General features: G+C 31.6%; 19 protein-coding genes. 7 read left to right on the forward strand and 12 right to left on the reverse strand.

The window, feature by feature from the left end:
* The first annotated feature begins 92 nt into the window (after positions 1-92).
* Together parE and parC are read left to right on the forward strand one after the other, a co-directional pair.
* Positions 93-2114 carry a DNA topoisomerase IV subunit B gene (parE, locus tag PTA89_RS04705; RefSeq protein ID WP_223688785.1) on the forward strand — a complete coding sequence of 674 codons (2022 nt, stop codon included), beginning with the start codon at positions 93-95 and terminating at the stop codon, positions 2112-2114.
* Between the two features lie 24 nt (positions 2115-2138).
* A complete protein-coding gene (gene parC, locus PTA89_RS04710; protein WP_223688786.1) occupies positions 2139-4565 on the forward strand; it encodes a DNA topoisomerase IV subunit A in 2427 nt (808 codons plus the stop codon).
* A 45-nt stretch (positions 4566-4610) separates the two neighbouring features.
* Here parC and PTA89_RS04715 read toward each other — a convergent pair whose 3' ends face one another.
* Positions 4611-6299 (reverse strand): NFACT RNA binding domain-containing protein, encoded by a 1689-nt coding sequence (locus PTA89_RS04715; protein WP_223688787.1) that lies wholly within the window; start codon positions 6297-6299, stop codon positions 4611-4613.
* A gap of 186 nt (positions 6300-6485) precedes the next feature.
* Between PTA89_RS04715 and PTA89_RS04720 the strand changes: the two genes are divergently transcribed.
* From PTA89_RS04720 to lepB, 3 genes are all read left to right on the forward strand, one after another.
* Entirely contained in the window at positions 6486-6917 is a 432-nt protein-coding gene (locus tag PTA89_RS04720) for a MarR family winged helix-turn-helix transcriptional regulator (protein ID WP_003700220.1), read from the forward strand.
* A 98-nt stretch (positions 6918-7015) separates the two neighbouring features.
* The gene (locus PTA89_RS04725) at positions 7016-7888 is read left to right on the forward strand and encodes a DegV family protein (RefSeq protein ID WP_223657354.1); all 873 of its coding nucleotides are present in this window, start codon (positions 7016-7018) and stop codon (positions 7886-7888) included.
* Positions 7889-8030: 142 nt separating this feature from the next.
* Positions 8031-8618: a signal peptidase I gene (lepB, locus tag PTA89_RS04730; protein ID WP_324177004.1), complete on the forward strand. Its 588-nt coding sequence runs from the start codon at positions 8031-8033 to the stop codon at positions 8616-8618.
* A 224-nt stretch (positions 8619-8842) separates the two neighbouring features.
* Here the strand turns inward: lepB and PTA89_RS04735 are convergent, their stop codons facing one another.
* Positions 8843-9292 carry an ASCH domain-containing protein gene (locus tag PTA89_RS04735; protein WP_003706289.1) on the reverse strand — a complete coding sequence of 150 codons (450 nt, stop codon included), beginning with the start codon at positions 9290-9292 and terminating at the stop codon, positions 8843-8845.
* A gap of 58 nt (positions 9293-9350) precedes the next feature.
* Entirely contained in the window at positions 9351-10604 is a 1254-nt protein-coding gene (glyA, locus tag PTA89_RS04740; protein WP_003704645.1) for a serine hydroxymethyltransferase, read from the reverse strand.
* A 122-nt stretch (positions 10605-10726) separates the two neighbouring features.
* On the opposite strand from glyA, the gene PTA89_RS04745 reads away from it, so the two are divergent.
* Together PTA89_RS04745 and PTA89_RS04750 are read left to right on the forward strand one after the other, a co-directional pair.
* Positions 10727-11566, forward strand: a complete 840-nt coding sequence (locus PTA89_RS04745) for a metallophosphoesterase (protein WP_324177005.1) — start codon at positions 10727-10729, stop codon at positions 11564-11566.
* A 144-nt stretch (positions 11567-11710) separates the two neighbouring features.
* Positions 11711-12610, forward strand: coding sequence for a DMT family transporter (locus PTA89_RS04750; RefSeq protein WP_003704634.1), 900 nt, complete (start codon positions 11711-11713; stop codon positions 12608-12610).
* A gap of 38 nt (positions 12611-12648) precedes the next feature.
* Here PTA89_RS04750 and PTA89_RS04755 read toward each other — a convergent pair whose 3' ends face one another.
* The 9 genes from PTA89_RS04755 to dltC all read right to left on the reverse strand — a co-directional run bounded on the left by PTA89_RS04755 (position 12649) and on the right by dltC (position 21048).
* Positions 12649-13857 carry an ABC transporter permease gene (locus tag PTA89_RS04755; RefSeq protein ID WP_081559540.1) on the reverse strand — a complete coding sequence of 403 codons (1209 nt, stop codon included), beginning with the start codon at positions 13855-13857 and terminating at the stop codon, positions 12649-12651.
* On the reverse strand, positions 13841-14737 hold the full coding sequence (locus tag PTA89_RS04760) for an ABC transporter ATP-binding protein (protein WP_324177006.1): 897 nt from the start codon (positions 14735-14737) through the stop codon (positions 13841-13843). The genes PTA89_RS04755 and PTA89_RS04760 overlap by 17 nt, the downstream gene beginning before the upstream one ends.
* 92 nt (positions 14738-14829) lie before the next feature.
* Positions 14830-15435 (reverse strand): GNAT family N-acetyltransferase, encoded by a 606-nt coding sequence (locus PTA89_RS04765; RefSeq protein ID WP_276489507.1) that lies wholly within the window; start codon positions 15433-15435, stop codon positions 14830-14832.
* Between the two features lie 370 nt (positions 15436-15805).
* A complete protein-coding gene (locus PTA89_RS04770; protein ID WP_003701976.1) occupies positions 15806-16081 on the reverse strand; it encodes an HU family DNA-binding protein in 276 nt (91 codons plus the stop codon).
* A gap of 120 nt (positions 16082-16201) precedes the next feature.
* Positions 16202-17512: a ribosome biogenesis GTPase Der gene (der, locus tag PTA89_RS04775; RefSeq protein ID WP_003710150.1), complete on the reverse strand. Its 1311-nt coding sequence runs from the start codon at positions 17510-17512 to the stop codon at positions 16202-16204.
* 85 nt (positions 17513-17597) lie between these two features.
* Positions 17598-18791: a 30S ribosomal protein S1 gene (gene rpsA, locus PTA89_RS04780; RefSeq protein ID WP_276489508.1), complete on the reverse strand. Its 1194-nt coding sequence runs from the start codon at positions 18789-18791 to the stop codon at positions 17598-17600.
* Positions 18792-19049: 258 nt separating this feature from the next.
* A complete protein-coding gene (locus tag PTA89_RS04785) occupies positions 19050-19463 on the reverse strand; it encodes an arsenate reductase ArsC (protein WP_081534558.1) in 414 nt (137 codons plus the stop codon).
* Positions 19464-19543: 80 nt separating this feature from the next.
* The gene (gene dltD, locus PTA89_RS04790) at positions 19544-20818 is read right to left on the reverse strand and encodes a D-alanyl-lipoteichoic acid biosynthesis protein DltD (protein ID WP_087251208.1); all 1275 of its coding nucleotides are present in this window, start codon (positions 20816-20818) and stop codon (positions 19544-19546) included.
* A gap of 2 nt (positions 20819-20820) precedes the next feature.
* Positions 20821-21048, reverse strand: coding sequence for a D-alanine--poly(phosphoribitol) ligase subunit 2 (gene dltC / locus PTA89_RS04795; protein WP_003701982.1), 228 nt, complete (start codon positions 21046-21048; stop codon positions 20821-20823).
* Between the last annotated feature and the right edge of the window lie 6 nt (positions 21049-21054).

The raw sequence follows: 21054 nt of genomic DNA on the forward strand, positions 1-21054 counted from the left end.
TTAAAATTTATCCATATAATTGCTTGATATGAGATAGAAAAATGCGATATGATATTAAAGACGTGACTTTTAAAGTCAGAAAGGAGAAGAGCATGCCAAAGAATAATTATAATGATGACTCAATTCAAGTTCTAAAAGGCCTAGAAGCTGTTAGAAAGCGTCCTGGGATGTATATAGGCTCTACAGATTCACGTGGATTACATCACTTAGTATATGAAATATTTGATAACGCAGTTGATGAAGCACTATCTGGTTATGGCAAAGAAATTAACGTTATTATTCATAAAGATGATTCAATAACAGTAGTCGATAACGGACGTGGAATGCCAGTTGGAATGCATTCAATGGGAATTCCAACAGTAGAAGTAATTTTTACTGTTTTACATGCAGGTGGTAAATTTGGCCAAGGCGACTATAAAACTTCAGGCGGATTACACGGCGTTGGTGCTTCTGTCGTTAACGCACTCTCCTCAAAGTTAACTGTAAATACTGTTCGAGATGGCATTGAATATGAAGAAGATTTTGTTAACGGTGGGCAACCTGTAGGAACTTTACGTAAAATTGGTAAAGCTAAACGTAAAAGTGGTACAAAAGTAACTTTTAAACCTGATGCTAATATTTTTTCAACAACAAAATATAATTTTAATACTTTAGCAGAAAGATTAAGAGAATCTGCTTTCTTATTAAAGGGTGTAAAGATTACTTTAACAGATGAAAGAACCGATCCATATACTGAAGAAGAATTCTTATATGCGGAAGGAATTAAAGAATTCGTAGAATATTTAAATGAAGATAAAGATGTATTAGGTCCTGTCATGTACTTTGAAGGTAAAAAAGATGGTATCGAAGTTGAAGTTGCAGGCCAATATAATGATGGATATTCTGAAACTATAATGTCATTTGTTAATAATGTTCGTACTAAAGATGGTGGTACACACGAAGCGGGAATGAAAGCTGCATGGACTAAAGCTTTTAATGAATATGCTAGAAAAATTAACCTTCTTAAAGACAAAGATAAGAATCTTGAAGGTAGTGATGTTCGTGAAGGTCTTTCAGCAGTTGTTTCTGTTCGTATTCCTGAAGAATTACTACAGTTTGAAGGACAAACTAAAGGAAAATTAGGAACTCCTGAAGCTCGTCAAATTGTTGATAGTGTTGTTAATGAGCAATTAGGTTATTTCTTAATGGAAAATGGTGATTTTGCCCAAGAGTTAGTTCGAAAATCTATTAAGGCACGCGAAGCACGTGAAGCAGCTCGTAAAGCACGTGATGAAAGTAGAAATGGCAAAAAGAGACGTAAAAGTGAACGCCTATTATCGGGTAAGTTAACCCCTGCGCAATCTAAGAATGCTAAACGTAATGAATTGTTCCTAGTCGAAGGTGATTCTGCTGGTGGTTCAGCAAAACAAGGAAGAGATAGAAAATTCCAAGCAATTCTACCATTACGAGGAAAAGTATTAAATACACAAAAAGCCAAATTACAAGATATCATGAAGAATGAAGAAATCAATACCATGATTTATACTATTGGCGCTGGAGTAGGTGCAGAGTTTAACATTGATGATGCAAATTATGATAAAGTTATTATCATGACTGATGCTGATACTGATGGTGCACATATCCAGACATTGTTATTAACGTTCTTCTATAAGTATATGCGACCAATGATTAATGCCGGGAGAATATACATCGCATTACCACCATTATATAAGATTGAAAAAACTGTTAAGAAAAAGCGCGTTATTAAGTATGCATGGACTGATGCTGAATTAGAAAGTGCTACTAAAGAACTTAAAAAAGGATACACTTTACAAAGATATAAAGGGTTAGGAGAAATGAACGCTGATCAGCTTTGGGAAACAACTATGAATCCGGAAACAAGAACGTTGGTTCGTGTGAGAATAGATGATGATACAATAGCTGAAAAACGTGTTACAACTCTAATGGGTGATAAAGTAGAACCTCGTCGTAAGTGGATTGAAAAAAATGTTAAATTTACTTTAGAAGAAGATGGAAGCTTGTTAGATACAGTTGTCGCTGAAGGAGCTCATGGCGAAATTTCTGACGATAAGTTAAAGGATACAGAGGCTTTATTTGATAAAAATGATTATTAAAAACGGTAAGGAGCGTGGTAATTAATGCCGACTGAAAGAAAAATTCAAGAATTATCACTAGAAGCTGTTATGGGAGAGCGTTTTGGTAGATATTCTAAATATATTATTCAGGAACGTGCTTTACCTGATATTCGTGACGGACTAAAACCGGTTCAAAGACGTATTTTATTTGCAATGAACGAAGATGGAAATACTCATGACAAAGCATTTAGAAAATCTGCTAAGTCTGTAGGTAATGTTATGGGTAATTTCCACCCTCATGGTGATACCTCTATTTATGAAGCTATGGTTCGTTTGAGTCAAAGTTGGAAATTACGTGAACCATTAATTGAAATGCACGGAAATAACGGTTCTATGGACGGAGACTCTCCAGCTGCTATGCGTTATACAGAAGCTAGATTATCTCAAATTGCTTCTGAAATGTTGCAAGATATTGATAAAAAAACTGTCGATATGGTACTTAATTTCGATGATACAGAATACGAACCAACCGTCTTGCCAGCACGTTTCCCTAATTTGTTAGTAAATGGGGCTACAGGAATTTCTGCTGGTTACGCAACTGAAATTCCTCCTCATAATTTGAGTGAAACAATTGAAGCTGCAATTTATTTGATAAATCATCCTAATGCTAGCCTAGACGATTTAATGCAATTTATTAAAGGACCGGATTTCCCAACCGGTGGTATTTTGCAAGGTATAGATGGAATTAAAAAAGCTTATGAAACAGGACGTGGTAGAGCGGTTTTACGTTCAAAAACTAAGATTGAAGATATCAGAGGCAATAAGCAGCAAATTATTGTTACTGAAATTCCATATGAAGTTAATAAATCAGCTTTAGTTAAACGAATTGATGAATTGAGAATATTGAAAAAAGTAGAAGGTATTTCTGAAGTAAGGGACGAAAGTGATAGAGAAGGTCTTCGAGTAGTAATTGAGTTAAAGAAAAATGCCAATGCACAAGGTATTCTAAACTATCTATTTAAGAATACAGATTTACAAGTTTCCTATAACTTTAATATGGTAGCAATCAACAATAAGCGACCTGAACATGTAGGGCTAAAAACAATTTTAGAAGCTTATTTAGAACATCAACGTGAAGTAACAACTAGAAGAACAAAATTCGATTTGGAAAAAGCTAAAGCTAGAGAACATATAGTTAAAGGATTAATTAAGGCTTTATCTATTCTAGATGATGTTATTAAAACAATTCGTGCATCTAAGAATAAGTCTGATGCTAAAAAGAATTTGGTATCTGAATTTTCATTTACTGAAGCTCAAGCAGAAGCAATTGTTTCTTTACAATTATATAGGTTAACAAATACTGATGTTACTGCACTTCAAAAAGAAGCAGAAGAATTGCAAAAAGCTATTACTAATTTTGAAAATATCCTTGCTAATCCAAAAGAACTTGATAAAGTAATTCGTAAGGAATTAAATGCTATTAATAAGAAATATGGTTCAGAACGCTTAACTGTCATTCAAGATGAAATTTCATCATTGAAGATCGAAACTGAAGTAATGGTTGCTCAAGAAGATGTAATGCTACTCGTTTCCCATGATGGTTATGTTAAACGTTCATCGCTTCGATCATTCAATGCATCTGATAATGATGAGAATGGCTTAAAAGATGAAGACTATCCAATTTTACAAAGTGTTGTTAATACTTTATCACATTTATTTATTTTCACTAATAAAGGTAACCTAATTTATCGTCCTATTCATGAAGTTATAGAATCTCGTTGGAAAGACACAGGAGAACATTTATCTCAAACTGTAGGTTTAGGAAATGACGAGTATGTTTTAAATGCTTTTGTTTTTGAAAATATAGATCAAGATGCAAAGTTCTTAATAGCTACAAAAGAGGGCTATATAAAACAAGTAAAATTGGCTGATTTAAAACCAGGACGAACATATAAGACACGTGCTAGTCGATATATTAAATTAAAGACTGATGTTGATGAAGTGATTTCAGTGTCCCAAGTTGAATCTGATAAATCTCAAGTCTTTTGTGCATCCTATACAGGATATGGATTGAGATATAGTCTAGATGAAGTCCCTACTAATGGAGCTTTAGCTGCTGGTGTAAAATGCATGGATTTAAGAGATGATACATTAGCAAATGTTATTTTAGTATCTGAAAGTGACGAAGTTTCTATTATAACTCAACGTGGCAGTTATAAGAAGATGAAAGTAGCTGACGTACCATTGACTACAAGAGCAAGACGTGGTGTTCAAATTTTAAGAGAATTAAAAACTAAGCCACATCGTATAATTTTTGCTGAATTAGTTCAAATAAACCAAGAATTAGTATTATTATTGTCAGATGGTAAGCAAGAAACTGTAAAACCTGAAGATCACCAATTAAATGATAGATATTCGAATGGATCATTTGTAGTTGATGCTGAAACTGATACAATTGAAAATATTTATACTAAAATTATTGAAGATTAAAAAAGTAGGATTATTATCCCAATTAGAATTTTGGAATAATAATTCCTACTTTTTGTTTTGTCTAAGTTCTAATACAAAGTCTTCAGTTGGCGTAACAGTCAACGTTTTTTGTCCTTCATAAATAACAAATCCAGGTTTACTTCCATTAGGTTTACGAATATTTTTAACTTGAACATAGTCGATAGGAACATTAGCAGAACTTCTAAATTTAGAAAAGTACGCTGCTAACATCGCTGCCTCAAATAAAGTTTCATCGCTAGGATTATTAGACTTTATAATAACATGAGAGCCAGGAATATTTTTTGCATGTAACCAAATATCAGTCTTTTTAGCAGTATGCAAAGTGAGTTTTTCGTTTTGCAAATTATTTTTACCAACTAGAATCTCAGTTCCATCGCTTGCTATAAAAGATTCAGGCTTATTAATTTTTACTCTACTACTATGCTTACTTTTTTGTTGCTTTTTCTTAATATAACCTTCTTGTTGTAACTCCGTTTTAATATCATTTAAATCAGCAGGAGTTGCTAATTCTATTTGAGTTTGTATTTCTTCTAGATAAGCAACTTCTTTTTTAGTAAGTTCTATTTGCTCATTAACAAAAGTAACAGCATTCTTAAGTTTTTGATACTTTTTGAAGTATTTTTGTGCATTTTGAGAAGGGGACAGTTGGTTAGATAATGAGATTGTAATTTCTTTATTATTATCATAAAAATTAGGAAGAGTTATTTTAGTCATACCACGTTTAATTTGATATAAATACGTTGTTAAAACTTCTCCTTTAATACGATACTCATCAGCATTTTCTGTAGCTTTTAATTCATTAGAGAGTTTTTTTAACTTTTTCTTATTTCGCTGTAGATTTTTTCTAATAACGTGTAGTAATTGTCCACCTTGTTGCTGTACTCTATCTCTATTAGCTTTAGTATGATAGAAAACATCCAACATTTCACTTAAAGTAGTAAATTTTTTATCGTTAGGATTATCAGCAAAAATCGAGAAGTTATTACCATTCATTGTAGGAATAGGATCTTCTGTCATTGCAAGAAAATCATTGAAAGCCTGGACAAAATTATTTGAAGAATGCAATTTATCTGCTAAAGCAAGTGCATTATCTCTAGAAATACCTTGATATTGCTTTAATAAGTTGTCAGCTAAAACTTCGCGATTAGGGTATTTTTGTATAAGTTCTTCAAATGTATTTGAATCTTGTTCAAAAGGATTCTCTTTATTTTGGGTAGGTGGTTGACGATAAGTAGCACCTGGCAATAAAGTTCGATATCTATTTTGATCCATTCCAACATGTTTGATAGTATCAATAATCTTATTTGTTGATTGATTGATTAAAATGACATTGCTATACCTTCCCATGATTTCAGCACTTAATAGTAAAGGAAGTTTATCTCCTAATTCATTACGAGTTAGAAATTCAAAATATACAACTCTATCATTATCTAATTGCTTAATTTTTAGCAATTTTGCACCTTCCAAGTATTTTCTTAACATCATAGTAAAATTAGTTGGAACTGCTGGATTAGTATAAGGGATTTGTGTAATTTGAAATCTAGCATAACGAGGATTAGCAGATAGTAGCACAGGATAATTAGTCCTATTAGCTCTAATTGTTAAAATTACCTCATTTGGATAAGGTTGAGATATTTTAGTAACTCTACCATTTTGTAAAGTTTGATTTAATTCATGAATCATTGCATGAGTGAATAAACCATCAAAAGTCAATGATATCAGCTCCGTTCTAATTTGGTATTCACACTAATATTGATATTATACCAGATATTCATTTTTTGCATGTACTTTGCATTTTATATTTTCAAATATTTTTTGATAGTACCAAAAAACATTTGAAATTTACTAATCTATGTAGCATAATATTTTACAGGATTACTGTGAAGTGAGGTTAGGACTATGAAGAGTACAAAAGAGAACCTTTTGATAGTAAGTAAAAGTTATCAAGCTTTATTACAAAAAAGAGCTAAACAAGTTAATTTAACGGTAGCTGAATGGCAACTATTAAGATTAATTGTTGAAGGCTACAATACACAACAACTTTTAGCTGAAAATACTAATTTAGATGTATCTACATTGAGTCGACAATTATCTAGACTTGATGCCAAGCGTTTAATTAAAAAAGAAGTAATAAGAACAGAAGAAAAGATTCGTTCTCGTCCAGCATCCTCATATTCACTAAATGAGGCAGGACAAGCAAGTTTAGATAAAATGAATCAAAAATTTGAAGAATTAAATCAACAAATTTTTGAACATTGGACAGATGAAGAAGATAACTTGCTAAAAATCTTACTAAATAGATTAGCAACACGCTTACAACAAATTAATTAATTAGGTATTTTTAAAATTTATCTTATCCTAGATAGTAAGTAGATATAATCTATGGTATGATAATAAATGTTATTATAAAAAAAGTAGGTGTACACTTTATGAAAATCGCTGTTGTTACTGATAGTACAGCTTATTTAGAACCTGAAGTGGCAGAACAATATGGAATTAAAGTTGTTCCTATTCCATTTATTATAGATAACAAGGTTTATAATGAAGGTATTGATATTACCACAGAAGAATTTTACAGCAAGTTAAAAACTTCAGAATCATTTCCAAGTACATCTCAACCTGCAATCGGAGAACTTATTAATTTATATACATCATTAGGAAATGAAGGTTATGATGCTGTAATTAGTATTCATTTGGCCGGAACAATTTCTGGCCTGGTTCAAACAATTGAAAATATCAGAGAGCAAGTTACAAATATTGATGTAATACCATTTGATTCGAAAATTACAGTTCGTTTGATGGGAAATCTTGCTATTGCTGCTGCTAAGATGGCACAAGCTAGGAAAGATGTTGATGAAATTATTTCAACTTTAGAATCACTACGAAGTACAATTAAAGAATATTTTGTTGTTGATGATTTGCAAAATTTGGTTCGTGGTGGACGTTTATCAAATGCTTCAGCTTTTATTGGTAGTGTTTTAAAAATAAAACCAATCTTAACTTTTGATGATGAATCAGATAAAATTGTAGCTTTTGATAAAGTTCGCTCAACTAAGCGTGCTTTAAAGCGTGTAGAGGACTTATTTGAAGAAAATATCAAAGATCGTTCTTATCCTTTGAGACTAATAGTTTTTCATGCTAATAACGAAGAAATGGCTATGGAATGGAAAGCTAAATTACAAGAGAAATATCCGGATTATCCAATTGACGTTAGTTACTTTGGACCAGTTATCGGAACTCATTTAGGTGAAAAGGCGCTTGCTTTAGGTTGGATGAAAGATATTGAAAAATTAGATTTTTAATATTCGAAAGCTAGAGCGGATGCTTTAGCTTTTTTATATATCATAAAAAGATTAAATTATGTTTTAAGTTATATGAACTTTTTTATTAATACGATATACTCTAGGTATCAGATTAACGTTAAAACAGAAAGGTGAGTTAGAAGTGAAAATATTGAAAGGTTGGGTTCTTCCCATCGCAATCAGCTTATTAGTTGGATTACTAATAAAAACTTTTGTATTTACAGTTGTTCGAGTAGACGGTATCTCGATGTTTCCTAATTTACAAGACAAAGAATTAGTTATGGAAATTCATCATGCTAAAATAAAACGAGATTCAGTGATTGTATTTGATGCGTATGGGGTAGATAAACGTCCAGATGTTGCTAAAAACGCACGTTATGTTAAAAGAGTTATCGCTTTACCTGGAGATAAGGTAGAATACAAGAATGACGGTACATTATATGTAAATGGTAAAAAAGAATCTCAAAGCTACATATCTAAGAAACAGCAAAAACAAGGTACATTAAACATTCAAGAAGCTGCTGTTGAAGAACAAGGTGTAGCATTGGGTACAGGAAAAATAATTACAGTTCCTAAAAATTCATATTTTGTCTTAGGCGATAATCGAGCTGTTTCAAATGACAGTCGTTATTATGGATTTGTTCCTAAAGATAAAGTTAATGGTGTTGCAAAAGTTCCGTTTTGGAATGACAAAAAAGATTTGATAAATTCGTATGATAAAAATGATTAATTTTATGGATAACGATTTTCTAGTTTGAAAATCGTTATTTTTTATCTGGGGCGGTTTCGGGGGACCTTTTTTCTTTTAATTGCACTTTCGATAATGTATATTATGTAAACTAGACAAACAAAAAAATAACAGGGAGCCCCTATTATTATGTAATTAGCTAATTTCAAGTATTTATTGAAATTACGCTAAAAATAGCGTCAATTAAGCAAAATTAACAGTATAATTTATTTTATGAGTTCAAAAACTTCACAAACAATTGGCGAAGAATCTGTAAAAACTTTGTTAGCAGATTTAAATTCTGCATTAAAAAACTTTACATGCGCATTATGCCAATATTCATATGAACGATTTCCTTCGCCTTCATGATATGCATGTTCAACCATAATTTGATTAAATGGTACAATTTCAACAACTTTAGTCTGTGTAACGCAAATTGGTAAATTTTGACTATCAAGAATTACATTATAATCGCCAACTTGTGGGATTCGTTCATTTTCTTCATATAATTCTAGTGCTGAAGATGTTGCTGTTTTTATGCCATTTTTGACTAAATCAGCTATATAATCAGCTGATTCTGGATCACCAAAGCTATATGCCTCATAATGACTAGATTGGCTAATACCATGATTATTACAAAAATCTGTCCAAAATTTTTCTATTAAACTGCTATTCATTGTTTTTCTCCTTATAAATAAAGATGTACATTGGAATAACGTACATCTCTTTAATTAATTATCTAATTGAATCTTCAGCATAAATTGGATGTGCATCTGTCAATTCTTTAACTTGACGTTTTACATCAGCTAAGACCTGTTCATCATCTTTATTTTCAAGAACTGTAAGAATTAACTTAGCAACTTGATATGAATCTTCCTCATTAAAGCCACGACTAGTAATTGCTGGTGTACCTATACGAATACCACTTGTTTTGAATGGACTAAGTGTTTCAAATGGAATTGAATTTTTATTAACCGTAATATTTACTTGATCAAGTAATTTTTCAGCTTCTTTACCATTTAAACCAAAGTTTCTAACATCTAATAGTAAAAGATGATTATCTGAACCGTTAGATACTAAGCGAGCTTTTTCATTATCAGCAAAGCATAGTGCCATTTCTTGAGTATTTCTGATAATTTGTTCACCATATTCTTTGAATTCAGGTGTTAATGCCTCACCAAAAGCAGCTGCTTTACCAGCTATAACATGTTCCAATGGCCCTCCTTGAGTTCCTGGGAAAACATTACTGTTTATTTTTTTAGCTAAATTTTCATCATTAGTTAAAATCATTCCTCCACGTGGACCACGGAGTGTCTTATGTGTAGTAGTTGTTGTAATATCAGCATAAGGAACAGGATTTGGATGAAGACCGACCGCAACTAAACCAGCAATATGAGCCATATCAACCATTAATTTTGCCCCTACTTCATCAGCAATTTCTCTGAATTTAGAGAAATCAATAATTCGAGAGTAAGCACTGGCTCCTGCAACAATTAATTTAGGCTGATGTTCACGTGCTAATCTAGCAATTTCATCGTAGTCTAGCATTTCAGTCTTTTTATCGACACCATAACTAACAAAATTATATGTCTTTCCACTAAAGTTAACTGGAGAACCATGAGTTAAATGACCACCAGCAGCTAAGTCCATGCCCATGATGGTATCGCCAGGCTCTACCAAACTCATATAAGCAGCAGCGTTTGCTTGAGAACCTGAATGAGGTTGAACATTAACATATTTAGCACCAAAAAGTTGTTTTGCACGATCGATTGCTAAATTTTCTACAACATCAATAAATTGACATCCGCCATAATAACGGCGTCCAGGATAGCCTTCAGCATATTTATTAGTCAATACACTTCCTTGAGCGTCTAAAACGTTCTTTGAAACAATATTTTCAGAAGCAATTAACTCTATGTTGTTTTGTTGACGTTGTTCTTCGTTTGCAATGGCTTGCCATAATTCAGGGTCTAATTTCTTAAAATCCATGCGGCAATCCCCCTTCTTAACTTGATAAGTTAATTTTAGCATAAAAATTATATATTATCATTTGCTTTTTATCTAAATTACACCTATAATCTAGCTATTATTCAAATAGGAGAATGGGAATTATGAAAATTGCAATTTCTAGTGATAATCATTTAGATGTAAATCGACAAGATCCTGATGAAATTGTGTCCTTACAAGCTAATTATTTAAACGAACAGAATGTGGAATATTATCTTTTTGCTGGAGATATGTTTAATGATTTTCAAAAGACAAAGAGCTATTTTGAAAAATTAAATACCTTAATTACTGGGAAAGCTTATTTTATTGCTGGTAATCATGACATGCTGAAAAACATAACCTTTGCAGGACTAGAAAATAATAATATCTCTGATTTTTATCTGCATAATGCTTACATTGATATTCCTAATACTGATTGGCGTATCATTGGAAACAATGGATGGTATGATTATAGTTTCTCCCCTACTTTGACCGAGGATGAGATTAAGCGTTGGAAAAATACTTATTGGATTGATGCTGGTATAAACCAACCAATATCGGATAATGAGCGTGAGCAATTAGTTTTACAGCAATCTAGACAACAATTTGAATTAGCCAAACAAGCTAAAAAGAAAGTGATATTTGTAACGCATTTTGTACCTAATAGTAAAGCTTTATGGTCAAAACCTGCTACTTTAAAGAGTGACAAAGAAATTCGTATTTTTAAAATGGTAAATTCTCTTTTAGGTAGTCAACATTTAGGCAAGTTAATTCAAGATTATCCTGAAATTAAATATGTATTTTATGGACATGTACACGGTTGGCATGAACCTTTCCAAATAGCGGGTGCGACCTATCTTAACCAAGCTGTTGGTGTAAGAAAGAAAAAACGCAAATATCATGAATGGCAAAAAGATACTTTTATGGATCAATGGAAGTATCGCATGAATATTATTAATATCTAAAATGAATGATGAACTAGCTCGAAAGTATTTCGAGATACTAATTTATATTTGAAATAATATTTAGTTAATTAAATTTTAACTGTTTATTCAAGTATTTTCCGTGTATAATAAGTGAGTATGTTTTTAGGAAGGAAATTTTTATCCATGGAAAATAAAAAGAAATTTTGGACGATAATGATTATTATTTCCTGTACTTTCTGGGGAATATCTGGGATTTTTGCTAAATTCATTTTTAACCTGGATAGAAGTAATACACCTATATTTGTAAGTCAAATAAGAATGATTATAAGTGGTTTAGTGATATTATTTTTCAGTTGGTTAAATAAAGATAAGCCTATGGAAATTTGGAAAACCAAAAAAAGTAGCTTTACAATTATCATGTTTGGGCTATTAGGTTTAATTCCAGTTCAATACTGTTATTTTGAAGCTATAAAATACGGTGATGCTTCAATAGCTACTATTCTTCAGTTTATAGGTCCTTTCTTTATACTGTTCTACTTAACAATTGTAAAGCGTCAAGCACCTAGAAGAATTGAAGTTATTTGTACAATTATTGCATTTATTGGTGTATTTATTCTTGCTACACATGGAAATATAAATCATTTAGCAATAACTCCACAAGTTTTGTTTTGGGGGCTTTTGTCAGCGATTGGAGTAGCCACTAATACTCTGATTCCCAAGTCATTAATTCATGAATTTTCTCCAACTGCCGTCACAGGCTGGGGATTACTAATTGCAGGAGTCGGATTATTTATTATCCATCCTCACGTTAGTGCTAGCATTTTAGCACCACAAGCTATTGTGCCATTATTATGTGTATTAGTAATTGGAACGATTATTCCATTTCAATTATTTACTAGTGCTTTACGCTATGTTAAGGCAACAACTGCAAGTATGTTAGATGCCTTTGAACCTATTTCAGCCACAATTGGTTCTATTTTAGTTTTTAATATGCATTTCTATTTAGCTGATATGATAGGTTCAGTTTTAATAATTTTGGCTGTTATCTTATTAAACTGGCAACCAAAAGGAAAAATCCAGTAAAAAAGACATTTTCTTTTTATCGAAAATGTCTTTTTTTACTATTTAAATTTCAATCCTCGTTTAAAATTCTTCCAGATTCCTACATCATCACTTTGAAGAATCAATCCAAAATATATTTTACTAATATAACTAGTCATTAGAGCTGTTATAGCAAATAGAATTACTAAAGAAATGCCGATTTCTACAATAGATACACTATTATCAATTACTCTAATTGGCATAAAGAATGATGATAGGAATGGTACATAAGATAATACTTTTACGATCATACTTGAAGGATTATTAATAAATACCATTGAACTCAAGAAAGATACAATGATTAGAATAGTAATTGGTTGAATTGCTTTACTTGTATCTTCAACTCTAACTACTAAAGCACCAAAGAATGCAGCTAAGATAGTATAGATAACAATTCCCAAAACAACATATATTAGATTGACAGAAACAAGATTTAATAAGATATCTCCAATCATATCTTTGAACTTAGATACCATGTCTAAATTGATAATAAATGGGTAGATAGCTATTCCACCAAGTAAGTAAATTCCTATATGAGTTAAAATAACTCCTAAAATACCTAAAATTTTACCATAGAAGTATTTAGTTGCTGACATACTTGAAAAAATAACTTCCATAATTTTAGTTCCCTTTTCAGCAGCGATCTCTTGAGCTGTAGTTGCTGCATAAGTAAGGATAACTATGTACATTAAGAAACTTAGTATCATATATGAAATAGATTGAACTGTTTTTTTATTAACTGCTTTTTTTGCTATGTGCTTTTTATATTGAGGCTGAATACTTAGCTGTTGAAGTTGCTGCTTATCAAGCCCAGCATTAATAATGTTTAAAGTAGCTTGTTTACTTTGAAGAATCTGCCTAATTTTAACTTCATCAGTAGAAGACATTTCATCATTTCCGTAGTAATTGGCAGAGATTTTCTGGCTATCAGATTTAATATAAAAGTAGCCAACTATTTTGTCATCTTTCATAGCTTTCTTAGCGTCATCAACTGACTTATATTTCCAAGTAAATGTATCATGATGCTTTAATTGAGACTGTATCGTTTTATCAGTGGAAACAATAGCAATTTGATCATCAGGTGTCATCTTTGCGCCAAAGTAGCTAATAGTTGCTGATAAACCAATAAAAATGAATGGAGACAATACTAAGAATAAAAACGACCATGATTTAACTTGACGAATATAAGTTTCTTTAGCTACTAATAATAATTTATGCAATAGTCTCACCTGCTTTCATTTTAAAAATTTCATCTAAAGTAGGTGCTTCTTGATTGAAAGTTCTGATGTATTCACCTTTAGTTAATAAAGAATACAATTCTTTTCCTGCTTGTTCATCATCAATTACTAAACGATAACTTCCATTTTTGGTTAGATTTACAGAAATAACATGTGGTAAACTTGCTAGTTCTGTTTCAGTCATTGGAGTTCGTACGAAAATTCTTGTTAATCCAAAACTTTCTCTAACATTTTGAATCGAGCCGTCTAGAACTTTAAGGCCATTATTTATCATAATTACGTTATCGCAAAGTTCTTCAACATTATTCATAGAATGATCAGAAAAAATAATTGTTGCTCCACGTGCTTGTTCAGCAAAAATTACTTGCTTTAACAAATCTGTATTAACTGGATCTAAGCCACTGAATGGTTCATCTAGAATAATTAGATCAGGTTTATGTATTAATGTTACAATTAACTGAATTTTTTGTTGATTTCCTTTTGATAGACTTTTAATTTTATCGTTCATTTTACCAACCACTTGAAGTCTATCTAACCATTTTGGTAGTTCAGATTTTACTTCAGCAGTAGACATACCCTTTAAATTTGCTAAATATTTAACCTGGGAATAAACCGTTAATTTAGGCATTAGGCTGCGTTCTTCCGGTAAATATCCGATATTAGCATAACTATTTTCGTCAATACGTTTATCATTGAAAGTAATATTACCACTGTAATCTATAAAATTTAGAATAGAATGGAAGGTTGTCGTTTTTCCTGAACCGTTTTTGCCAATAAATCCAGTTATCTTACCAGCAGGAGCAGAAAATGAAATGTTTTTTAATACATTTTTGCTACCAAAACTTTTGTTAAGATTAGTGATTTTAAGCATATTTTAATACCTCCTTAAGTTAAATTTTACTCTAAAAATAGATGTAAATAAATAAAAAAAGTTTTCTAATCAAAGAAAACTTTTTAAACATATTATACATTACCATAGATGAAGAAAGTTACAGGCTTATGATCTTTTATTGCATAAAAACAAGATGATTTCTTCATAGCTTTTCGTTTTAATCCTTTATGTTCATAAAATTTATATGCACAACCAGTATCTGTATGCAAAAAGTAGGATTTTAAGTGTTGTTTCTTCAAGTATATTTCAAACTGACGATATAACTTGCTACCTATACCATATCCACGAAATTCTGGACTGACAACAAATAAATTCAATTCAGCATCATAATTCTTGGGAAGTTTTTCTTCTAGTGTTTGTAAAATTTGCTCTTCACCTTCCCAATTTTGCACAACTTCTTCTTGAGTAATAAAAAATTGCTTTATTTTTAGCCAGATACTACGCATAATTACGTTCCAATTGCGATGTTCTTTTTGTAAATTTGCTGCTATAAGAACTCCAGCAACCTTTCCATTAACTGTAGCAACACGAGCGTAACTTGCATTAGTCATACATTCTAGAAAATACATTCTACTTTCTAGTAGTTCATCATTCTCGCCATCAAAATTCCAAGTCTTATTCAATATCTGGGCTATATCACCTTCATCAGACTCATTTAATGGACGAATTTTTATCATTATAAATCTCTCCTTACCCTTGAATAATATTACTCTAACATTGATAACGTTTTTAATTCAAGAATAAGAAATACTTTTATTTAATTTCTTTAGGAATTCTTTTAATTTTGACTATACTTTGTTTACAATTTTTATATATGCTATACTTATAGCAAGAAAGGGATGATTAATATGCTACTTAATTTATTAGGCTTTGTATTATTACTTATGACTAGTGTCGTTTTAGGAATTTTGGTATGGAATACTCGTATAAATCAACCAAGTCAAGTGACTGTGCGCATTAAGGATAATAATTATGATTCTAAAAAGTAAATATTATATAAAAAAACAGGTAATGAGTTAAAAATCATTACCTGTTTCTTATTTAATCTTATTTAACAGCGTCTTTCAAAGATTTACCTGGCTTAAATGCAGGAACTTTGCTTGCTGGAATTTCGATTTCTTCTCCTGTTTGTGGGTTGCGACCCTTACGAGCTGCACGTTCACGTACTTCAAAGTTACCAAAACCGATTAATTGTACTTTTTCACCGTCAACTAATGCGTCTTGAATTGTTTCAAAAACTGCGTCAACAGCAACTGTTGCATCTTTCTTAGTTAAACCTGTCTTTTCTGCAACGCGTTCAATCAATGCTGCTTTGTTTGCCATGTATTCCACCTCCTCAGAGAATGTCATACTCAAATCACAAAATGTAATTTAGTATCCTTTACTAGGATAGCATAGAAAGCCTATGATATCAATGTTTTTGAATTATTTGTATAATAATAATTATTTTCTTCTGCGTTCAATGATATGAATTGGAGTACCTTCAAAGTCAAAAGCTTCACGAATTTGATTTTCTAAGAATCGTTCATATGAAAAATGCATTAATTCTGGATCATTTACGAAAATTACAAATGTAGGTGGCTTAATTGCTACTTGAGTTGCATAGTAAATTCTTAATCTCTTACCATTATCTGTTGGTGTTGGATTATGTGCAATTGCATCCATTACAACATCATTTAGAACAGCAGATGAGATACGTTGTTCATGATTATCATTTACACGCTTAATTAACTCAGGAAGTTTATCAAGTCGTTGCTTTGTTTTAGCAGATACAAAAACAATTGGAGCATAACTTAGATATTGGAATTCTTGTCTAATAAGATTTTCAAAGTCAGACATTGTTTTGTTGTCTTTTTTCAAAGTATCCCATTTATTAACAACAATAACAATTGCTCGTCCAGCTTCATGAGCATATCCAGCTACGTGTTTATCTTGTTCACGAATACCTTCTTCAGCATTTAATACCACACATACCACATCAGATCTATCAATAGCACGCATAGCACGTAAAACTGAATATTTTTCAGTATTTTCGTAAACTTTACCTTTCTTTCGAATACCAGCTGTATCAATCATAGTATACTTTGTACCATCTTCAGTTTCAAAGCGAGTATCAATTGCATCTCGAGTTGTACCTTCAATATTTGAAACAATAACTCGATTTTCACCTAAAATAGCATTAACTAATGAAGATTTACCAACATTTGGACGTCCAATAAAACTAAATTTAATGGAATCATCTTCTTCGTTAGTTGCATCTTTAGGAAATTCTTTAATAATTTTATCAAGTAAATCACCAGTACCAATACCGTGAGTACCAGCAACTGGAATTGGTTCACCAAAACCAAGTGAGTAAAAGTCGTAAATATCAGCTCTTAATTCAGGATTATCTACCTTATTAACGGCTAGAACTACTGGTTTATCGGTACGATATAAAATCCTTGCAACCTTTTCGTCTGCATCTGTAACTCCTTCTTTAACACTAACTACAAAGATAATTACATCAGCTTCTTCGATTGCGATTTCTGCTTGCTCAGTAATTTGAGTTAAAAATGGTTCATCACCAATATCGATACCACCTGTATCAATTAAGTTGAAAGGATGTCCTAACCATTCAGTACGAGCATAAATTCTATCTCTTGTAACACCAGGTGTATCTTCAACAATAGAAATTCTCTCCCCGGCTAATCGATTAAAAATTGTTGATTTTCCAACGTTAGGTCTACCAACAATTGCTACTACTGGATTTACCATCTAATTCGCCTCCTATATTCTATAATCATTAAAAAAGAGCGGAAAGTAATTCCACTCTCTAAGTTAAAAGTTAATTTTTAACAAATTATTGTTCGTCTTTTAATTGGTCACCAACAATGTCACCTAAAGTAAATCCTGTATCTTCTTCAGGAATTTCTACTTTTTCTTCCTTCTTAGGAGCTGCTTCTTTCTTTTCAACTGCTGGTTTTTCTTGTAATGCTTTAATAGATAAAGCTAGACGATGATCTGCTGCGTCAACGCTCAATACTTTAACTTGAACTTTTTCGCCAGAAGTTAATACTTCGTTAGGTGTAGCAATGTGCTTATGTGAGATTTGAGAAATGTGTACTAAACCTTCAACACCTGGTAATACTTCAACAAATGCACCGAAACTTGTAAGACGCTTAACTGTACCTTCAAGAACGTCACCTTCAGCAACTTGTTCAGGAACTTGTTCCCATGGTTCAGGTAATGTTTGTTTGATAGATAGAGAAATTCTACCTTTTTCTGCGTCTACAGAAAGAACCTTAACTTTAACTTCTTGTCCAACTTTCAATGCATCAGCAGGTTTGTTTACACGTTCGTAAGAAATTTCAGAAACGTGAACTAAACCATCAACACCACCAAGGTCAATAAATGCACCAAAGTTTGTTAAACGAGCTACCTTACCTTCAACTACGTCACCAGCAACAAGTTTTTCCATAACAGCTTGACGCTTAGCTTTACGTTCAGCTTGTACTAATTCTTTACGAGATAAGATTAAGCGGTTATCACTTGGTTCGATTTCAACAATCTTAAGTTCAAGTTCTTGACCTTTAAATTGGTTTAAATCTTCAACAAAGTGGTCAGATACCATTGATGCAGGTACAAAACCACGAACACCAGCATCAACAACTAAACCACCCTTTACAACTTGTGTAACAGGAGCCTTGATAGTTTCGCCAGCTTTGAACTTATCTTCAATTTCGTTCCACACTCTACGTGCTTCTAAACGACGTTGAGACAATAAGTAGCTTCCACCTTCTTTATCTGACCCAATGCGAGCAATAACAACTAAATCTAACATGTCACCAGCTTTGTATGTGTCAGCAACTTTATCAGCATTTACGCTTAATTCACGTACAGGTACAACACCTTCTACACCAGTGTTTTCGATACCAACGATAACTTGGTTAGATTCATCAATTGTTAATACTTCACCTTTAACAACGTCTCCAACTTTAACTTCTTTAACGCTGTTCAAAGCTTCTTCTAATAAGTTTGCTTCTGTTTCACTCATGGACAATGTCCTCCTTAACGACTATAACTATACATGTTATTTTAACTTAAATTAATAGTAAATTCCAGTCAAAATACACGATTTGTGACGTTTTGATACCACAAAACATCTTTACTTATTATTATATCACTATCTTGTAATTTGAAAAATATAAAATTTAATAATTTTAAAACAAAATTGATACATTAGATTATTAATTAATATCAGTCATATCTTTATAAAAATTTCACACATTGAGTATATACAATCTGTTATTATTTAACTAAAAAATTCATTTTTGGAAATTCTTTCTGATAAATTAAGTATATTATCATGGATAAGGTGGATTGTTTTTAGAAATTCAGCATCCTCTTTACCAGTAGGATCATCTAGTCCCCAATCTTCCCTGTATTTGCATGGTATTACGGGACAATCAACATTGCAGCCCATTGTAATTATTATATCTACTTGTGGTAGCTCAGATAATAACTTGGAAGACTGTGTTTCTTCCATATCAATTTGATATATTTCCTTTATTAAACGAACTGCATCCTGGTTAATTTGAGGTACTGTCTCAGTTCCAGCAGAAAAACTTTCAAAAACATCTGCAGCGAGATATTTACCTAAAGCTTCTGCTATTTGACTACGACAAGAATTATGAACACATATAAATGCTACTTTAGGTTTCTTCATAGTAAATACCACCTTTCAATAATATTTTACAATAAAAAATAGAGAACTTGAAATAGTTTATTCAAATCCTCCAATTTTTATTATTTAATAATATTGTTTAATTCTTGACCTTCAGCTTTTTGCCATTGATCACTGTAGAAATAGTTATTAATTTTGTAATTATTATTCTTATTAACTTTATCTTTACCATCTAAAAATGGTTTAACTGATTTATCCACGGTTAACCAACCATGCCAACCTAAGTGGATAGTATCTTGCATAAAGTATGGCTTGCCGCCATCATTACTTAAATCAAGGATATTATTAAATCCTTGTTCACGTAATTGGTAAGTAACTTTCTTATCAAATTGACGAAGCATACTCTTTGATAATCCTGTATAGTTAGACCATTTTTCATTAACTGGTGGGATTATAAAGAGAACATCATTATTATTTTCAGCGAATTGGTTCAATACCAATTGGAAATCTCCAAATTCTGGTGAAGATACGTAGTCAAAGTTACTTTGTTCACCCTTTAAACGTTTATACTTATCTTTTAGCTTTCGATTCCAAAACTTATTAGAAATACCAAAATCATTGTTAGTAGTTGCTTTCTCACCTAACTTAGTTGCTAAAGATTCAAGCTCTGCGTTGTCTTCTTTAGCTGGTAGTTTCTTACTAGCTTTCTTAATTTTCTTAACCCTATTTTTTAAAGAAAGAGTTGAGAAAAATTGATCTTCATGAGTTAACTGATTATATTTCAAATCAAGATAAGTTTTTTGAGTAGCTGAAAGTTTTTTACCATTAGCAATTTGTTCAATACAATCTTTCAAAAAAGAATCTGAATGATTTTTTTGTATTTTTAACAATCTTTGCGCAGCATATCTATCCATTTTAGAATTATTTGCTTGTCTTAACCAAGTAACAGCTTCTAAATTTGAATAGTACATAGAGAAAGCAGCAGGATTTATCCCTTGCTTAACAAACCATTGTGGAGAAATAATAAAAACAACTTTTTTATTTTTTAGTTCATTATTAACACCTTGCATTCCCCAGAATTGTGTTAATGATTGTGAACCAGCTGCTCCCAGTAAAAATGGTTGATAATCTCGATGATATCTCAAAGCCATTGATGCTGGATGGAAGGCATCCATACGGGATAATTCTGAAGAACCCATAAAAGGTACATAATTTTGTTCAAAGGCTACTTTTTTTACAGCAGTTCCTTTGAAAATATTATTTGATTGTGATAAAGAAGCTTCATGAATTTCTTCAGAATCTGGTTTGGTAAAATTAAATGGTATTACTAAAACTACTGCCAATAAGACTGCTGCTAATACTAGTGGTCCAAATATTAGAAATAGTTTTTTCTTCATGATTAGTTATTTTCAACCTTTGCAATAATTTTATTAGGTGTATCCCATTCACTACGTTCAAATTCAGAAACAGGTACATCAACACCTAATTGTGTTTGCAATTCTAACAACAATTGAACAGTTGCCATTGAATCTAATAAACCTGTTTCAAACAAGTTTACATCTAAGTCTTTCTTTACTTCGTCACTACCTGTTAAGTCTTCTAAAATATCTAAAACTGTATCTTTCATTTTTAA

Origin of the sequence: Ligilactobacillus salivarius, from assembly GCF_035231985.1 — a bacterium.
Classification (GTDB): Bacteria; Bacillota; Bacilli; order Lactobacillales; family Lactobacillaceae; genus Ligilactobacillus; species Ligilactobacillus salivarius.

What these genes read in the sequence shown, in the direction of transcription:
- parE (WP_223688785.1), top strand. Translation starts at nt 93, where the DNA reads ATGCCAAAGAATAATTATAATGATGACTCAATTCAAGTTCTAAAAGGC.
- parC (WP_223688786.1), top strand. Translation starts at nt 2,139, where the DNA reads ATGCCGACTGAAAGAAAAATTCAAGAATTATCACTAGAAGCTGTTATG.
- PTA89_RS04720 (WP_003700220.1), top strand. Translation starts at nt 6,486, where the DNA reads ATGAAGAGTACAAAAGAGAACCTTTTGATAGTAAGTAAAAGTTATCAA.
- PTA89_RS04725 (WP_223657354.1), top strand. Translation starts at nt 7,016, where the DNA reads ATGAAAATCGCTGTTGTTACTGATAGTACAGCTTATTTAGAACCTGAA.
- PTA89_RS04735 (WP_003706289.1), bottom strand. Translation starts at nt 9,292, where the DNA reads ATGAATAGCAGTTTAATAGAAAAATTTTGGACAGATTTTTGTAATAAT.
- glyA (WP_003704645.1), bottom strand. Translation starts at nt 10,604, where the DNA reads ATGGATTTTAAGAAATTAGACCCTGAATTATGGCAAGCCATTGCAAAC.
- PTA89_RS04745 (WP_324177005.1), top strand. Translation starts at nt 10,727, where the DNA reads ATGAAAATTGCAATTTCTAGTGATAATCATTTAGATGTAAATCGACAA.
- PTA89_RS04750 (WP_003704634.1), top strand. Translation starts at nt 11,711, where the DNA reads ATGGAAAATAAAAAGAAATTTTGGACGATAATGATTATTATTTCCTGT.
- PTA89_RS04760 (WP_324177006.1), bottom strand. Translation starts at nt 14,737, where the DNA reads ATGCTTAAAATCACTAATCTTAACAAAAGTTTTGGTAGCAAAAATGTA.
- PTA89_RS04765 (WP_276489507.1), bottom strand. Translation starts at nt 15,435, where the DNA reads ATGATAAAAATTCGTCCATTAAATGAGTCTGATGAAGGTGATATAGCC.
- PTA89_RS04770 (WP_003701976.1), bottom strand. Translation starts at nt 16,081, where the DNA reads ATGGCAAACAAAGCAGCATTGATTGAACGCGTTGCAGAAAAGACAGGT.
- der (WP_003710150.1), bottom strand. Translation starts at nt 17,512, where the DNA reads ATGGTAAATCCAGTAGTAGCAATTGTTGGTAGACCTAACGTTGGAAAA.
- rpsA (WP_276489508.1), bottom strand. Translation starts at nt 18,791, where the DNA reads ATGAGTGAAACAGAAGCAAACTTATTAGAAGAAGCTTTGAACAGCGTT.
- PTA89_RS04785 (WP_081534558.1), bottom strand. Translation starts at nt 19,463, where the DNA reads ATGAAGAAACCTAAAGTAGCATTTATATGTGTTCATAATTCTTGTCGT.
- dltD (WP_087251208.1), bottom strand. Translation starts at nt 20,818, where the DNA reads ATGAAGAAAAAACTATTTCTAATATTTGGACCACTAGTATTAGCAGCA.
- dltC (WP_003701982.1), bottom strand. Translation starts at nt 21,048, where the DNA reads ATGAAAGATACAGTTTTAGATATTTTAGAAGACTTAACAGGTAGTGAC.